Source organism: Nonomuraea sp. NPDC051941, assembly GCF_044593615.1.
The window spans coordinates 23,068-37,434 of record NZ_JBIUCF010000006.1 but is presented as its reverse complement, the minus strand read 5'-3'; the positions used below and the strand labels follow the sequence as shown (position 1 = coordinate 37,434).

Sequence of the window (14,367 nt, the reverse complement as noted above, 5' to 3'; positions counted from 1 at the left end):
GGCTGAGGGGCACGGGCTGAGGGGCACGGGCTGAGGGGCTACGGGCCGCGGGGCTACGGGCCGCGGAGCCACGGGCCGCGGAGCCACGGGCCGCGGAGCCACGGGCCGCGGGGCTACGGGCCGCGGGGAACCACTGCCATCCGCCCCTCCCGCTCCACGATGGCAAGGTCGCCGGACTGGTCGGTCCGGTAGACGCTGGCTCCCAGCCGACGCAGGATGGCAAGCGTGGACAAGGCGGGATGGCCGTAGTCGTTGTCGGCGCCCACACTGATCAAGGCCGCCCGTGCGCCGACAGCCGACAAGAAGGCCGGGGATTGCCGGTTGGACCCATGGTGCGGGGTCTTGAGGATGTCGGCCCGTACCGCAGTCCGGCGCAACAGCTCATCCTGCGCCTCCGTCTCCAGATCACCGCTGAGCAGAACGGATCCGGACCGCCAGCGTACGTGGACGACCACGCTGGAGTTGTTGATCGCGCTACCCTCCCCTTGCCCACTCATCTCGCCCAAGGTGGGATCGGGACCCAGCACGGTCAGCTCTGACGGGCCGAAGCGCCACCGAGTTCCGGGTGAGGCCGTCCATTCCGGTATCCCACGGCGTGCCAGCGTGGCCGAGAGATGCGCGATGGCTCGCGCGTTCGTGGGCTGTGGGCTGACGACCACGGCGCCGACGCGCCGGTCGCGGAGTACACCGGGGAGGCCGTTCACATGGTCGGCGTGCGGATGGGTGAGAATCAGGAGGGGTACGTCGTCGACGCCGATCCTGCGCAGGCACCGATCCATGACGATCGGATCAGGCCCGGTGTCGACCACGATCCCTCTTCCCGGCCCCGCCGCCACGACGAGCCCGTCCCCCTGCCCAACGTCACACATCACCATCAACCACCCTTTGGGCGGCCAGGAGCCGACGATGGGCCGGATCACCAGTACGGCGGCCAAAGCCGCCCCGGCCACGGTCACCGCCGCAGCCCTCCATGCCCTGCGCCGCAGGATCGGCACGGCGATCGCCACCGCGAGCAGCAGCAACCCCAATCCCGGGAGCCCGCCTGGCCACGGCACGGTGGCGAAAGGCAGGTTCACTGCCCAGCGGGCGACGATGATGATCCACCCGACTGCGTAACCGGCCGGGACGACGAGAAGCTCCGCGCCGCCAGGCCATACGGGCGCCACCAGGGCGGCGCCGAAACCGAGCAACGTCGCAGGGGCCACCGCCGGGGCGACGAGCAGGTTGGCGATCACGGCGACGGGCGTCAACTGCCCCGACATCAGCACCAGAATGGGCGTCACCGCCACCTGCGCGGCCACCGGCACGACAACTGCCTCAGCCATCCAGCGCGGCCACCGATACGGCACCCTGAAGCCGCCCCCCGGCGTCGACGGCAGAGCCCGCTCCGACTGGAGATCAGCATTCGGGCGCAGGCTGTTGTCTGGATGCAGGCTGTCGTTAGGCTGCCCGACGAAGTCCGGGCACAGGCTTCGGTCGGGGCACAGGCTTTGGTCCTGATGCAGGACGGGGTCGGGGCCCACGATTCGGTCCGGGTGCGGACTTCCGTCCGGGTGCAGGCTTCCATCCGCATGCAGGCTGTGGTCCGGGCGGGGGGTGTGTTGTCGCCGCAGACCTAGCTCATCCTGTGGGTCACGATCAGGGTGCTTACTGTGTTTTGTGTTGTTCTGATTGTCGGTGTCGTCCTCGGTTTTTGGGGGTGACAGGCGGTCGCGCCAGCATGGGGCGAGGATGAGGATTCCGGCCGTGGCGGCTACCGAGAGGGCGAAGCCGTACGAACGGGATAGTTCTGGGGCGAACAGCACCAGGAGGAGGACCGTTGCCGACAGGGCCGCGAGGCCGTCCTTTGCTCGGCCTGTGCCCAGTGCAATGGCGGCGGCAAGGCCCATCAGGAGGGCGCGTAGAACGCTTGGCGAGGGGCGGGCGACCACGGCGAACGCGAGCATCGCGATGGCAGCGAAGACAGCCCTCACCGGGAGGGAGAGCCCGATGAGGCGGGAGAGGGCGAGGGCGGCGCCTGCCACGATTGCGAGGTTTGCTCCGCTTACGGCGTTCAAGTGGCTCAGGCCGGCCTCCTTGAGGTCGGACGACACTTGAGGATCCATGCGTGAGACGTCGCCGACGACCAAACCCGGCAGGAGGCCTTGCTGGTCGGCGGGGAGGGTGGCGGCGGCGGCTCGTAGGCCCGATCTGAGGCTGCCCGCGGCTGTTTGGAGCATGGACGGGGGTGTCAGGACTCGTGGCGGACCTTGCACCAGGAGGATGGCTGCGACGAGGTCGCCTGGGGTTGGCTTGGCCAGGCGGCCGGTCACTTCTACGTGCTGACTGGGGAGCAGTGCGCTCCAGTCGTGTCCGTTGGCGAAGACGGTGATGGGGACGTTGACGGCCTGGCGGTTGCCGGGTGTTTGGATGATCTCCAGGGTGGCCGGGGTCACGTAGCTCTCTTGGTTGAAGTGACCGCTTCTGCTTTGTCTGCGCTTGGGGTCGTCCGTTAGGGCGATCTGGGCCTTGATAGAGGTGTTCTTCTTGGCCAAGTCGGCTGTTGGGCCGGTGGTCAGGGCGTGGACTCTGAGGGCGATCGACGCTGAGGCAGCGGCCGCGCAGATGAGGGTGGCAATGGTGATGTTGCGCCAGGGGGTGGGGGGAGGTGGTCGCCGTGCATCTCGTTGGGGGTGCGGGCTCCGATGCTGGTCGGTCTGGTCGGAAGGGAGACAAGGTTCTCGCCACGTCCGCACGGGTGGGGAGGGTGGATCCCATGCAGGGTGGTCGGTGTTGGTGGGCGACTGTGAACGTCCAACCGTGGACCACGGACGCCGATTCGTGAGCTTGGCGAGCTTGCTGGCCAGACTCGTCAGCAAGATCGGGGAGTGGGTGGGCCAGGGCCAGATGCGGCTGGCGAGGTGCTGGGCGGCCACGTTCCCGCGCTTGGCGGCCCAGTCCTCGCACCGGGTGGCCGGATCCTCGTGCCGGGCGGTCGAGTCCTCGTACTGGGTGACCGGGTCCCTGTGTTGGGTGGTTCGGGTGGTGGGTGCTTGCTGGGATGGGAGGCGGGTGCGCCGCAGTATGGGTCGGGCGGGCCAGGCTACGGCTGCAGCGGTCAGGACTGTGGACAGGGTGACGATCAGGGCTGTGCGGGCGGAGCAGCCGAGTAGGACCAAGGCACTTGCCCAGGCGGCCAGTGCGGGGAGGATGAGGGGCCAGGTGTGTTCACGCTGGGCAGTGTCGGGATCGGGGCGAGTGGCTCCGGTGTTCGTGCTGGCTCCCTCGGTAGGCCGGGCGCTGTCGGCAGACCGGGCGCTGTCGAGTGGAGAGTTGGTGTTGTCTCGGCTTGAGGGTGTTGGGCGGGTGTGGTCGGTACGCGGGGTGGCCATGTCAGACGCGGACCTTTGGCTTGAGTTCGTCGTACTTTCGTGGGCCTATGCCGGTCACCTCGCGTAGTTGTTCGACGGTGGTGAAGCCGCCGTGGGTGTCTCGGAACTGGGCTATGCGGGCTGCCAGGACTTCGCCCACTCCTGGGAGTTGTTCGAGTTGGTCGGTTGTGGCGGAGTTGAGGTCGAGCACGGTGGTGGCCGGGTCTGTGATGGGTGAGGCTGGGGTTGCCTGGCCGGCGGGGGTGCCTACGACTATCTGTTCGCCGTCGATCAGGCGTCTGGCGAGGTTGAGTGCGCCTGTGGAGGCGCCGCGGGACACTCCTCCGGCCGCTGCCACCGCGTCCGTGACTCGGGCGCCTGTGGGGAGTAGGTAGACGCCCGGTTTGCGGATCTTGCCGGTGACGTGGACGGTCACCTTGGCGACGGCGGTCGGGGACGGCGACCTCGGTGGGTGTGAGATCGGGGTGGGAGGCGGCAACGGCTCCGGTGAAGGCTGGGAGCGCCAGAGGAAGAACGCTGCTACGGCTGCGGCGAGGGCTCCCAAGGCCAGCAGGACTCGGAGGCCGGGCTTGCCTGGGTCGAGGGCTGGGGCCTGGGAGGTGAGGGCTGCGCGGAATGCCTGGAAGGTGGGTGGTACGGGGGCGGGTCCGCGCTTTTGGTCGGGTGGTGGTGATGCGTTTGATCGTTGGTTGGGGATTTGGTGGGATGCGCGTGAGGTGACGGCATCATCATGGTCATGTCCCTCTGGAGGCGTTCTTGCGGGAGTGTCGTTCCAGCGGCTTTCCTCGCCCTCGCCTGATGCTGCGGGTGCAGGGCCCTCCCAGCGGCTTCCCTGGCGCAGGGTGGTGAGGGCGGCATCGTCCCAAGCTTCTCCCTCACAGGGCTCGGCTGAAGGCTGTCCGGGTTGGTGTGCTGAGGCGTGGTTCCGCGCCTGGGCCCCGGCCGTTGGCTCGGTCATGGCGCCAGTGAGCCGACCGAGAGAGCGGCGGGAGCGGCGGGTCGGCGCGGTGATCGACCGTAGCCGGGACTCGGCTATGGTCCGCTCCGCCGTGGGGTCGGGGGTTCGCACGGCTGAGAACGTAGATCCTCAGCGGTTCTCGGGGAGGTCCCGAACCGTGTTCTGGGGATAGGGCGGGAGATGAGCGAAGGGGGTGTGGACAACCAGGTCGGCGTGATCAAGGTGAGCGTGCACGTAAGCAAGTTGAGGATCGCGCTCAGGAGGATGCGGGCAGGGGGCGGGGGGACTGAAGGACTGCGCAAGAGGCTGAAGGGTCATGCTGAGCGTCGCAGGGCTGGGGGGCTGTTGTGCTGGGGGTTGCCGGGCTGGAGGGGCGCGCTCGGCCGCCTCAGGGCCGAACGGCTCTGCCAGGCATCGCAGGGCTGAAGGTGCCGGGCGTTGCTGGGGTGAGGGCCATGCTGGGGCGCAGACTGAGGGCCATGCTCGGCGTCGGAAGGCCGAGGGGCCTGCTGGTCGTCAGGGCCGAAGAGCCATGCCGGGCCACGGAGTTAAGGGTCCTGCTGGGCCTCGGAGAGTTAAGGGGCCCGCTGGGCATCTGATGGCTGAGGGTGCTGCTGCGCCGCTGAAGGCCGAGGGCGCGCTGCGCCGCTGAAGGCCGAGGGCGCTGCTCAGGGATGCAGGCCGAAGAGGTCTGAGTGGATGGCGCAGGACTGAGGGTTCTGCTGGGCTTCAAGGGGTGAGGGGCCTGCTGGGTGACTGGGGGTATCGGTCCCTCAGGCAAGGTGGTGTGCGTGTGGCCTCGGCAAAGGGTCAGGGGGTGCCGGATGTGACCGTGAGGCCCAGCATGCCGGGCCCCACGTGGACGCCGATCACTGCCCCCACCTCCACCACCCGCAGCTCCACCAGCCCGGCCAGCCGCTTCGGCAGGCGTTCTGCCAGAGCCTCGGCGCGGTCGCTCGCCCCGAGGTGCTGGACGGCCACCTCCACAGGCCCCTCGCCCGCAGCGTGGACGGCGAGGTCCTCCAGGCGGGCGATGGCGCGGGAGGACGTGCGGACCTTCTCCAGGAGCGAGATGCGGCCGTCCACGATGTGGAGCAGTGGCTTGATCATGAGGGCCGAGCCAACGAGGGAGGCGGCGGTGCCGATGCGGCCGCTGCGTCGTAAGGCGTCGAGGGTGTCCACGTAGAAGAACGTCCGGGTGGTCTCCATGCAGCGGCGGGCCGCCGCCGTCACCGTCTCCAGGGCGGCTCCGCGAGCGGCGGCGCGGGCGGCGGCCAGGACCGGGTAGCCGAGGCCCATGGCGATCGAGCGGCTGTCGATCACTTCCACGGGCACGGGCGCATCGGACGCGGCAGTCTGGGCGGAATCGGCGATGCCGGACATATCGCGGGAAACGTGGATCGAGATGATTCCTGTCGCGCCCGCGGCCGCCAGGGAGGCGTAGCAGGAGACGAAGCTCTCCGGGGCGGGGCGGGAGGTGGCGGCCGTGGTGAGGTCGCCGGTGAACAGCGGCTCGTCGTACGAGACCCCGCCGGCGATCACCTGGACGGGGACGACCGTGACACCCGGCACGGCAGGTAGGTAGGCGGTCGAGTCGGTGACCACGGCGACCGAGGGCGGCATAACCCCGAGCGTAACTACTGGACCGGCGTCCCACCCCGCCACACGCGGCGCGGCTTGAGACCGAAGGACCAGGCGAAGGCGCCCTCGTGGTCGGCGTCCCACTGCACGATGTCGGCCAGCCGGCCCGGCGCCAGGACACCGCGGTCGGGAGCGCCCAGGACGGTGGCGCCGCCGAGGGTGGCCGCGCGCAGGGCGTCGTTGACGCTCATCCCGAACGCCGACACCGCCATGGCGATGACCAGGGACATCGAGGTGATGCCGCAGAAGCCGGGGTTGTGGTCGCTGCCGAGGGCGATCTGGACGCCGTGCTTGATCATCTGACGGACCGGCGGGAGGTGGCCGCGCTGCAGGGCCGTGGCCGGGCAGACGACGGCGGGCACGCCGTAGCGGGACATGATCGCGATGTCCTCGTCCGACATGTGGTGCAGCCCGTCGGCGGAGGCGCAGCCGAGCTCGGCGGCCAGCTGGACGGCGCCGCGGCGGCTGAAGATGCCGGCGTGGATGCGCGGCAGGAGCCCGACGTTGCGGCCCGAGGCCAGCACCCAGCGGGACTCCTCGGTGGTGAAGTGGCCCTCGTCGCAGTAGACGTCGACGCTGTCGGCGCCCGCCGCGGCGGCGTCGGCGCACCAGGCGCCCACGGCCTCGACGTATTCGCGCTGGCGGCCGAAGTATTCGGGTGGCACCACGTGCGCCGCCAGGAAGGTGACGTGCACCCGCGGCATCATCGGCTCCTTCTCCAGCTCGCGCAGGAGCCGCACGTCGGCCAGCTCGCCGTCGCGGGTGAGGTGGTAGCCGGTCTTGGCCTCGACCGTGGTGGTGCCGCTGAGCAGCCAGCCCCGCAGCCGCTCGCGCACGCCGTTGCACAGGGTCCACGGGTCGGTGCCGCGGGTCACGGTGACCGTGGAGCCCACGCCGCCGCCCGCCGCGGTGATCGAGGCGGCGCTGGAGCCGCCGGTGCGGATGGCCAGCTCGGCGTAGCGGTTGCCGGCGTAGACGGGGTGGGTGTGGGCGTCGATGAGACCGGGCGTGACGAGCGCGCCGCCGAGGTTTTCGACGTGGTCGACGTCGACGATGTCGTCGACGACTCCGGGGACGCTCTGCGGGAGGTCGGGCGCGCGCCCGACCCACGCGATGCGGTCGTTGTGCACGAGGATGGCGGCGTTGCTGAGGACCTCGTTACCGGTCCACAGGCGGCCGATGTTGGTCAGCAGTCGAACGGTCACCGCATCACCGCCCTGCGTGAGCCCCCACCCGCGCACCGGCATGGGCGCAGCGCACAGCTCAGGGGCTGTGCCGCGCCCACTGAGTCCGCTCCGGGTCCGGACGACATGGGGGGTCTCCTGCTCTCATCCGCATCGAGTTGTGCGGTGACCGTATCGCCAGAGTCATGATCCGGCGATTTCAGTTCAGTTACGTTATTTCACAGCTGGGCTTGCTGTACAGGGTTATTCGGAAGAAAGACCACTGATCCCAGCTGTCACCCAGCCCCACCTCGTCCCCAAGGCCCCCGTTGACGACTTTGATCACAAGAGTCATCATCCGAAACCTAGACCCAACCCTAGAAACCCGACCGCGTAAGGGGTCTGGCCGATTCTAGCAATCCCAGGGTTCGGGGACCACTGCCGCTTTTGGGTAGCCATGAGCGCTTTGCGGCGAGGGCCACCCCACAACGTAACGTTCGCCGCCGACGTTCCAGCCTGCCACACGCCGCCGTCGCGCCCGACCGGTGTCATCGTTCGCCGACTGTCACGGCAGTCCCGCCCGGACGTGCTCGGCCGGGCGACCCCACCGTACCGCTTGTGTGGGAGTCGCCCGGCCGCAACGACGGAACCGGGGGGTGACCGGAGGGTTAGAAGACCCGCTCCACGGGCTTGCCGACCCGCTCGAGCTCCTGCCACAGACTGGGCAGCACCCGGGCGTGCAGGATCGTGCCGTCCTCCACGTGCTCCACGGAGAGCACCTCGCCCTCCTTGTGGGCCCGGGAGATCAGGTCTCCCCTGTTGTACGGCACCAGCAACTGGATCTCGTGGTCCAGCCGGGGCAGCTCCCGCTCGATGACCGCCATCAGCTCGGGAATGCCACGGCCGGTCCGCGCCGACACCACGACGCAGTCGCGCTCGCGCCGCATGATCCGGTCGATCACGTCCTGCTCGGCCGCGTCGGCCTTGTTGATCACGACGATCTCGCGGATCCCGGAGGCGCCCTCGATGTCGGCGAGCACCTCGCGCACGGCGGCCAGCTGGCCCTCGGGGTCGGGGTGGGAGCCGTCCACCACGTGCAGGATCAGGTCGGCCTCGGCGACCTCCTCCAGCGTCGAACGGAACGCCTCGACGAGCTGGTGCGGCAGGTGCCGCACGAAGCCCACGGTGTCGGCGATCGTGAAGAGCCGGCCTTCGGCCGTGCGCGCCCGGCGTACGGTCGGGTCGAGGGTGGCGAACAGCGCGTCCTCCACCAGCACCCCGGCTCCCGTGACGCGGTTGAGCAGCGAGGACTTGCCCGCGTTGGTGTAGCCGGCGATGGCCACGGCGGGGACCTCGCGCCGCTGGCGCTGGTAACGCATGGTGTCGCGCGAGGTGGACATGCCGCCGATCTGGCGGCGCAGCTTGGCCATGCGCTCGCGGATGCGGCGCCGGTCGAGCTCGATCTTGGTCTCACCGGGGCCACGGCCGCCGATGCCGACGCCGCCCGCGGCGCGACCGCCGACCTGCCTGGACAGGTTGCCACCCCAGCCGCGCAGGCGGGGCAGCAGGTATTGGAGCTGTGCCAGCTCGACCTGGGCCTTGCCCTCGCGACTCTTGGCGTGCTGGGCGAAGATGTCGAGGATCAGCGCGGTGCGGTCGATGACCTTGACCTTGACCGTCTCCTCGAGCTGGCGGAGCTGGCCGGGGGTCAGCTCGCCGTCGCAGATCACGGTGTCGGCGCCGGTCGACTCGACCACGTCGCGCAGCTCGAGCGCCTTGCCCGAGCCGATGTAGGTGGCCGGATCCGGCTTCTGGCGGCGCTGGATGAGGCCGTCGAGCACCTGCGACCCAGCCGTCTCGGCCAGGAGCTTGAGCTCCAGCAGGGAGTTTTCCGCGTCGTCCACTGTGCCTGACGTCCAGACGCCGACGAGGACGACCCGCTCCAGCCGCAGCTGCCGGTACTCGACCTCGGAGACATCCTGGAGTTCGGTGGAGAGGCCCGCCACGCGGCGCAGCGCCTGGCGCTCCTCGAGGTCCATGTCGCCGGTCTCGAACTCGTCGAGGTCGAGCGCGGTGTAATCGTGCATTCGTGTCATCTCTATTAGGGAACGTCTGGACACCTCGGTGTCTTCCCACGATGGTGGCACGACACCCCCGCCACAATCACCCCCTTATCCGGCAGCCACCGTGACGTCGCCGGATCCGGCCTTGAGCGAGATCTTGTGGGGCGAGGAGCTGTCCTTCTTGACCGAGACGTTCGCGTCGCCGGACCCCACCTGGGTCTTCACGTCGTAGGCCCCGTCGGGCACGCGGAGCACGATGTCCCCGGAGCCGGCCTGCAGATCGGCGCTGCCGGGCACGGCGGTGTACTTGAGCTCGATGTTCCCGGACCCCGCCTCCGCGACGACCTTCTTGCCCGCCAGCTCCGCGGCGTCGAGGTCGCCGGAGCCGACGTGTATGCCGAGCTCCCCGGTCAGGCCCCTGAGCGTGACGTTGCCCGAGCCGTTGTCCAGGTCGACGGTCAGCCCTTTGGGGATCTCGATCTTGTAGTCGACGCTGCAGCTGCCCAGGCTCGACGGGCAGTCGTACGAGAGGCGCAGCGCGTCGCCCTCGACGCTGTGCTCCGGCTTCGGCTTGTCGTCGCCGCGCCAGCGCAGCGTCTCGGTGACGCGTACGGCGCTGCCGCCGGTCTCGGTCACCTCGGTATCGCCCGCGCCACTCTTGACCTGCAGCCTGACGACCTTGTCCGTCACCTCGTACGACGCGGTCTCCTCGCTGCTCGGGCCGGCGATGCTCGCCATCCCGCACCCCGTCAACATCAGCGCGGAGGCCAGCAGCCCGCCCGCGATCGCGATGGTCTTCATGCCCCCAATCCTGTCCGGGAAGAACCCCGGCCACATCGGGGATGCCCCCGACGACTCCCCGAAGGAACCCCAACCTTTGACCCGGGACTACCAGGGGAGTAACTTCACTTCCACAATCCAGAAGTCATTTTCCACGAAGCGGAAAGGCACCCCATGGAGATCACCGGCCCGATGCTCGACCGGTTCGACGAGATCCTCACTCCTGAGGCGCTCGATTTCGTGGCGACTCTCCAGGGGGAGTTCGGCGCCAGGCGGCTGGAGCTGCTGGAGGCCCGTCAGGCGCGGCAGGCGGAGCTGTCCGCGGGCGGCCTGCTCGACTTCCTGCCGGAGACGAAACAGGTCAGGGAGGCCGACTGGCAGGTCGCGCCGCCCGCGCCCGGCCTGGAGGACCGCCGGGTGGAGATCACCGGCCCGGTCGACAAGAAGATGACCATCAACGCGCTCAACTCCGGCGCCAAGGTCTGGCTGGCCGACTTCGAGGACGCCAACTCGCCGCTCTGGGAGAACTGCGTGAGCGGCCACCTCAACCTGCGCGACGCGCTCGACCGCGCGATCGACTTCGAGACCGGCGGCAAGTCGTACGCGCTCAGGCCCGACGACGAGCTGGCCACGGTCGTCGTGCGCCCGCGCGGCTGGCACCTGGACGAGAAGCACGCGCAGGTGGACGGGCAGCCGGTCTCGGGCTCGCTGTTCGACTTCGGGCTCTACTTCTTCCACTGCGCCCAGCGGCAGATCGACAAGGGCAAGGGGCCGTACTTCTACCTGCCCAAGATGGAGTCCCATCTGGAGGCGCGGCTCTGGAACGACGTGTTCACCAGGGCTCAGGAGCTCCTCGGCATCCCGCACGGCACGATCAGGGCGACCGTCCTCATCGAGACCTACCCGGCCGCGTTCGAGATGGAGGAGATCCTGTACGAGCTCCGCGACCACTCGGCGGGCCTCAACGCGGGCCGCTGGGACTACCTGTTCAGCGTGATCAAGAAGTTCCGGACCCGGGGCCGCGAGTTCCTGCTGCCCGAGCGGAACGCGGTCACGATGACGGCCCCGTTCATGCGCGCGTACACCGAGCTGCTGGTGCGCACCTGCCACAAGCGCGGCGCGCACGCCATCGGCGGGATGGCGGCCTTCATCCCCTCGCGGCGCGACCCCGAGGTGAACGCCGTGGCGCTGGAGAAGGTGCGGGCGGACAAGACGCGCGAGTCGGGCGACGGCTTCGACGGCTCGTGGGTGGCGCACCCCGACCTGGTGCCGGTGTGCCGTGAGGTGTTCGACGGCGTGCTGGGGTCGCGGCCCAACCAGCTCGACCGGCTGCGGGAGGACGTCAACGTGACCGCGGCCGAGCTGCTGGCCGTCTCCGAGACCCCGGGCGAGATCACCGAGACCGGGCTGCGCAACAACGTGGACGTGGCGCTGCGCTACCTCGCCGCCTGGATGGGCGGCCTGGGCGCGGTGGCGATCCACAACCTCATGGAGGACGCCGCCACCGCCGAGATCTCGCGCTCGCAGATCTGGCAGTGGATCCACAACGACATCACGCTCGCCGACACGGGCGCCCAGGTGACGAAGGAACTGGTCGAGCAGATCATCGCGGAGGAGCTCGCCAGTATCGCCGAGGAGCCCGGCCACGACGAGAAGCTGTACGGTCAGGCGACCGCGCTGTTCAAGCAGGTGGCGCTGGACGACGACTTCGCCGAGTTCCTGACGCTTCCCGCCTATGCTCAAATGCCGTAGAACTAGGAAAAAGAGGGGGATCGGGTGCTGGAAACGCTGACAGCGGCCCTGCGCTCGCTGCTGCCCCATGACTCGGTGATCACCGATCCGGTACGCCTGCGCACGTACGAGTGCGACGGCCTCACCTACCACCGGGCGACCCCCGGCGTGGTCGTGCTGCCCGACACGGCCGAGCAGGTCGCCCGCGTGGTACGCGTGTGCAACGACTTCGGCGTGCCCTTCGTGGCCCGGGGCTCGGGCACCGGCCTGTCGGGGGGCGCGCTCCCCCGCGAGGACGGCGTGCTCATCGTCACCTCCAAGATGCGCGGGATCCTGGAGATCGACCTGGACAACCGCCGGGCGGTCGTCGAGCCCGGCGTCACCAACCTGGCCATCACCGAGGCCGTGCGCGACCGGGGCTACTACTACGCGCCCGATCCCTCCAGCCAGCAGGTCTGCTCCATCGGCGGCAACGTCGCCGAGAACTCCGGCGGCGCCCACTGCCTCAAGTACGGCTTCACGGTCAACCACGTCGAGGCCTGCGAGATCGTCACCCCCGACGGCGACCTGGTCACGCTCGACCGCATGGACCCCGGCTACGACCTGCTGGGCGCGTTCATCGGCTCCGAGGGCACCCTGGGCATCGCCACCAAGATCACGGTACGCCTCAGCCGCGCGCCGGAGGCCGTGACCACGGTGCTGGCCGCGTTCGAGAGCATCGAGCAGGGCGGCCAGGCCGTCTCGGCGATCATCGGCGCGGGCATCGTGCCCGCCGCGATCGAGATGATGGACGCGCTGGCCATCGAGGCGGCCGAGGCCGCCGTCGCCTGCCGTTACCCCGAGGGCGCGGGCGCCGTGCTGATCGTGGAGCTGGACGGCCCGCGGGCGGAGGTGGACGAGCAGTTCGCCCGGCTCACGGAGATCTGTTCGGGCGCCTTCGAGCTGCGGGTGGCCGCCGGCCCGGACGAGCGGGCGGCGATCTGGAAGGGCCGCAAGTCGGCGTTCGCCGCAGTCGGGCGCATCAGCCCGGCCTACATCGTGCAGGACGGCGTGGTGCCGCGTACGTCCCTGCCCGGCGTGCTGGCGGCCATCGACCGGCTCTCGCACGAGCACGGCATCAGGGTCGCGAACGTCTTCCACGCGGGGGACGGCAACCTGCACCCGCTCGTGCTGTTCGACGACGCGGAGCCGGGGGCCGGCGAGCGGGCCGAGGTGGTCTCCGGGGCGATCCTCGACCTGTGCATCGAGCACGGCGGCTCGATCACGGGCGAGCACGGAGTCGGGGTGGATAAATCCCGCTATATGCCGAAGATGTTCAGCGCGGACGACCTGGACACCATGCAACTCGTCCGGTGCGCGTTCGACCCCCGCGGCCTGTCGAACCCGGGCAAGGTGTTCCCCACCCCGCGCCTGTGCGGCGAGGTGCCGGGAGCGCGCAAGGGCGTGCACCCGCTGGTGGAGTCGGGGAAGGCGGAGCAGTTCTGATGCTGGCCGACACGGGGGTGACCATCAGGCAGGCGGACGCCGACGACGCCGTCAACGGCGTGCAGCCCCGCTGGGTCGCCCTGCCCGAGACGGTCGAGGAGATCTCGGCCGTGCTGCGGGCCTGCGCCGAGCAGGACCTGGCGGCGGTGCCCGCGGGCGGCGGCACGAAGCTGCACTGGGGCGCCCCGCCCGAGCGTTGCGACGTGCTCATCGACCTGTGCTGCATGAACTCCCTCATCGAGCACGCCGCCGGCGACCTCGTCGTGCGCGCGCAGGCCGGGCTGACCATGGACGCGCTGGCCGCCGCGCTCGCCGAGCAGGGCCAGGAGCTGGCGCTCGACCCGCCGTTCAGGGAGCACACCACGGTCGGCGGCACGCTCGCCACCGCGACGGCGGGCCCGCGCGCCTTCCGGTACGGCACCGCCCGCGACCTGCTCATCGGCATCACGGTCGTGCTGCCCGACGGGACCGTCGCCAGGTCCGGCGGCCGGGTGGTCAAGAACGTCGCGGGCTACGACCTCGGCAAGCTCTTCACCGGCTCGCAGGGCACGCTCGGCGTGATCGCGGAGGCCACGTTCCGGCTGCACCCGCTGCCCGTGGAGCGGCGCTGGCTCGTGGCGACCACCGAACCTGCCGACGACGTGCTGCTCCGCCTGACCTCCTCCCAGGCCGAGCCGTCCGCCGTGGAGATCGACTGCCCCGACGGCAAGGAGGCGACGGTCGCGGTACTCGTGGAGGGCTCGGCGGCCGAGCAGCGCGCGCTGGCGCTGCGCGAGGTGCTGGGCGAGGGCACGGTCACGGCCGAGGCTCCGGAGTGGTGGGGGCTGATCCTCAGGGACGACGTGCTGCTGGAGGCCCGGTTCCCGCCCGCGCGCGCGGCCGGGGCGCTGGCCGCCGCCGGGGAGGCCGGGTTCGCCTTCCGCGGGTCGGCCGCGGCGGGGCGAGCGTACCTGGAGCTCTGGGACGAGGTCTCGGAGGAGGAGCTGGCGGCGGCCGTCACCCTGCTGCGCGGGCGGATCGAGGCGCTGGGCGGGCGGCTGAACGTGCTGGCCACGCCGTACGAGGGCGTCGACAGGTGGGGGCAGGTGAGCGGGCTGCCGTTGATGCGGCGGGTCAAGGAACGGTTCGACCCCGGGCGCAGGATGTCTCCCGGCCGGTTCTTGGGAGGCATTTGA

At 70.1% G+C, this 14,367-nt stretch carries 9 protein-coding genes; 3 read left to right on the top strand and 6 right to left on the bottom strand.

Going from position 1 to position 14,367, the window contains the following annotated elements; genetic code table 11:
* Positions 1 to 113 precede the first annotated feature (113 nt).
* The 6 genes from ACIHFD_RS13025 to ACIHFD_RS13000 all read right to left on the bottom strand — a co-directional run bounded on the left by ACIHFD_RS13025 (position 114) and on the right by ACIHFD_RS13000 (position 9,997).
* The gene (locus ACIHFD_RS13025; RefSeq protein WP_397366998.1) at positions 114 to 2,534 is read right to left on the bottom strand and encodes a ComEC/Rec2 family competence protein; all 2,421 of its coding nucleotides are present in this window, start codon (positions 2,532 to 2,534) and stop codon (positions 114 to 116) included.
* 838 nt (positions 2,535 to 3,372) lie between these two features.
* Positions 3,373 to 3,786 carry a helix-hairpin-helix domain-containing protein gene (locus tag ACIHFD_RS13020; protein ID WP_397366997.1) on the bottom strand — a complete coding sequence of 138 codons (414 nt, stop codon included), beginning with the start codon at positions 3,784 to 3,786 and terminating at the stop codon, positions 3,373 to 3,375.
* Positions 3,787 to 5,139: 1,353 nt separating this feature from the next.
* Positions 5,140 to 5,952: a DegV family protein gene (locus tag ACIHFD_RS13015; RefSeq protein WP_397366996.1), complete on the bottom strand. Its 813-nt coding sequence runs from the start codon at positions 5,950 to 5,952 to the stop codon at positions 5,140 to 5,142.
* 14 nt (positions 5,953 to 5,966) lie between these two features.
* Positions 5,967 to 7,175 carry an imidazolonepropionase gene (hutI, locus tag ACIHFD_RS13010; protein WP_350724877.1) on the bottom strand — a complete coding sequence of 403 codons (1,209 nt, stop codon included), beginning with the start codon at positions 7,173 to 7,175 and terminating at the stop codon, positions 5,967 to 5,969.
* Between the two features lie 626 nt (positions 7,176 to 7,801).
* Complete coding sequence (gene hflX, locus ACIHFD_RS13005; RefSeq protein ID WP_397366994.1) at positions 7,802 to 9,220, bottom strand: GTPase HflX; 1,419 nt, start codon at positions 9,218 to 9,220, stop codon at positions 7,802 to 7,804.
* An 84-nt stretch (positions 9,221 to 9,304) separates the two neighbouring features.
* On the bottom strand, positions 9,305 to 9,997 hold the full coding sequence (locus ACIHFD_RS13000; RefSeq protein ID WP_397366993.1) for a DUF4097 family beta strand repeat-containing protein: 693 nt from the start codon (positions 9,995 to 9,997) through the stop codon (positions 9,305 to 9,307).
* A 153-nt stretch (positions 9,998 to 10,150) separates the two neighbouring features.
* Between ACIHFD_RS13000 and aceB the strand changes: the two genes are divergently transcribed.
* Genes aceB through ACIHFD_RS12985 form a run of 3 tightly spaced genes read left to right on the top strand, consistent with a single transcriptional unit; the run spans position 10,151 to position 14,367 of the window.
* On the top strand, positions 10,151 to 11,728 hold the full coding sequence (gene aceB / locus ACIHFD_RS12995; protein WP_397366992.1) for a malate synthase A: 1,578 nt from the start codon (positions 10,151 to 10,153) through the stop codon (positions 11,726 to 11,728).
* Between the two features lie 27 nt (positions 11,729 to 11,755).
* Complete coding sequence (locus ACIHFD_RS12990) at positions 11,756 to 13,192, top strand: FAD-linked oxidase C-terminal domain-containing protein (RefSeq protein ID WP_397367212.1); 1,437 nt, start codon at positions 11,756 to 11,758, stop codon at positions 13,190 to 13,192.
* Entirely contained in the window at positions 13,192 to 14,367 is a 1,176-nt protein-coding gene (locus tag ACIHFD_RS12985; RefSeq protein WP_397366991.1) for an FAD-binding oxidoreductase, read from the top strand. The genes ACIHFD_RS12990 and ACIHFD_RS12985 overlap by 1 nt, the downstream gene beginning before the upstream one ends.

Excerpts from the sequence above, each read along its gene's own strand:
- ACIHFD_RS13015 (WP_397366996.1), bottom strand. The coding sequence starts at position 5,952 with ATGCCGCCCTCGGTCGCCGTGGTCACCGACTCGACCGCCTACCTACCT.
- hflX (WP_397366994.1), bottom strand. The coding sequence starts at position 9,220 with ATGCACGATTACACCGCGCTCGACCTCGACGAGTTCGAGACCGGCGAC.
- ACIHFD_RS13000 (WP_397366993.1), bottom strand. The coding sequence starts at position 9,997 with ATGAAGACCATCGCGATCGCGGGCGGGCTGCTGGCCTCCGCGCTGATG.
- aceB (WP_397366992.1), top strand. The coding sequence starts at position 10,151 with ATGGAGATCACCGGCCCGATGCTCGACCGGTTCGACGAGATCCTCACT.
- ACIHFD_RS12985 (WP_397366991.1), top strand. The coding sequence starts at position 13,192 with ATGCTGGCCGACACGGGGGTGACCATCAGGCAGGCGGACGCCGACGAC.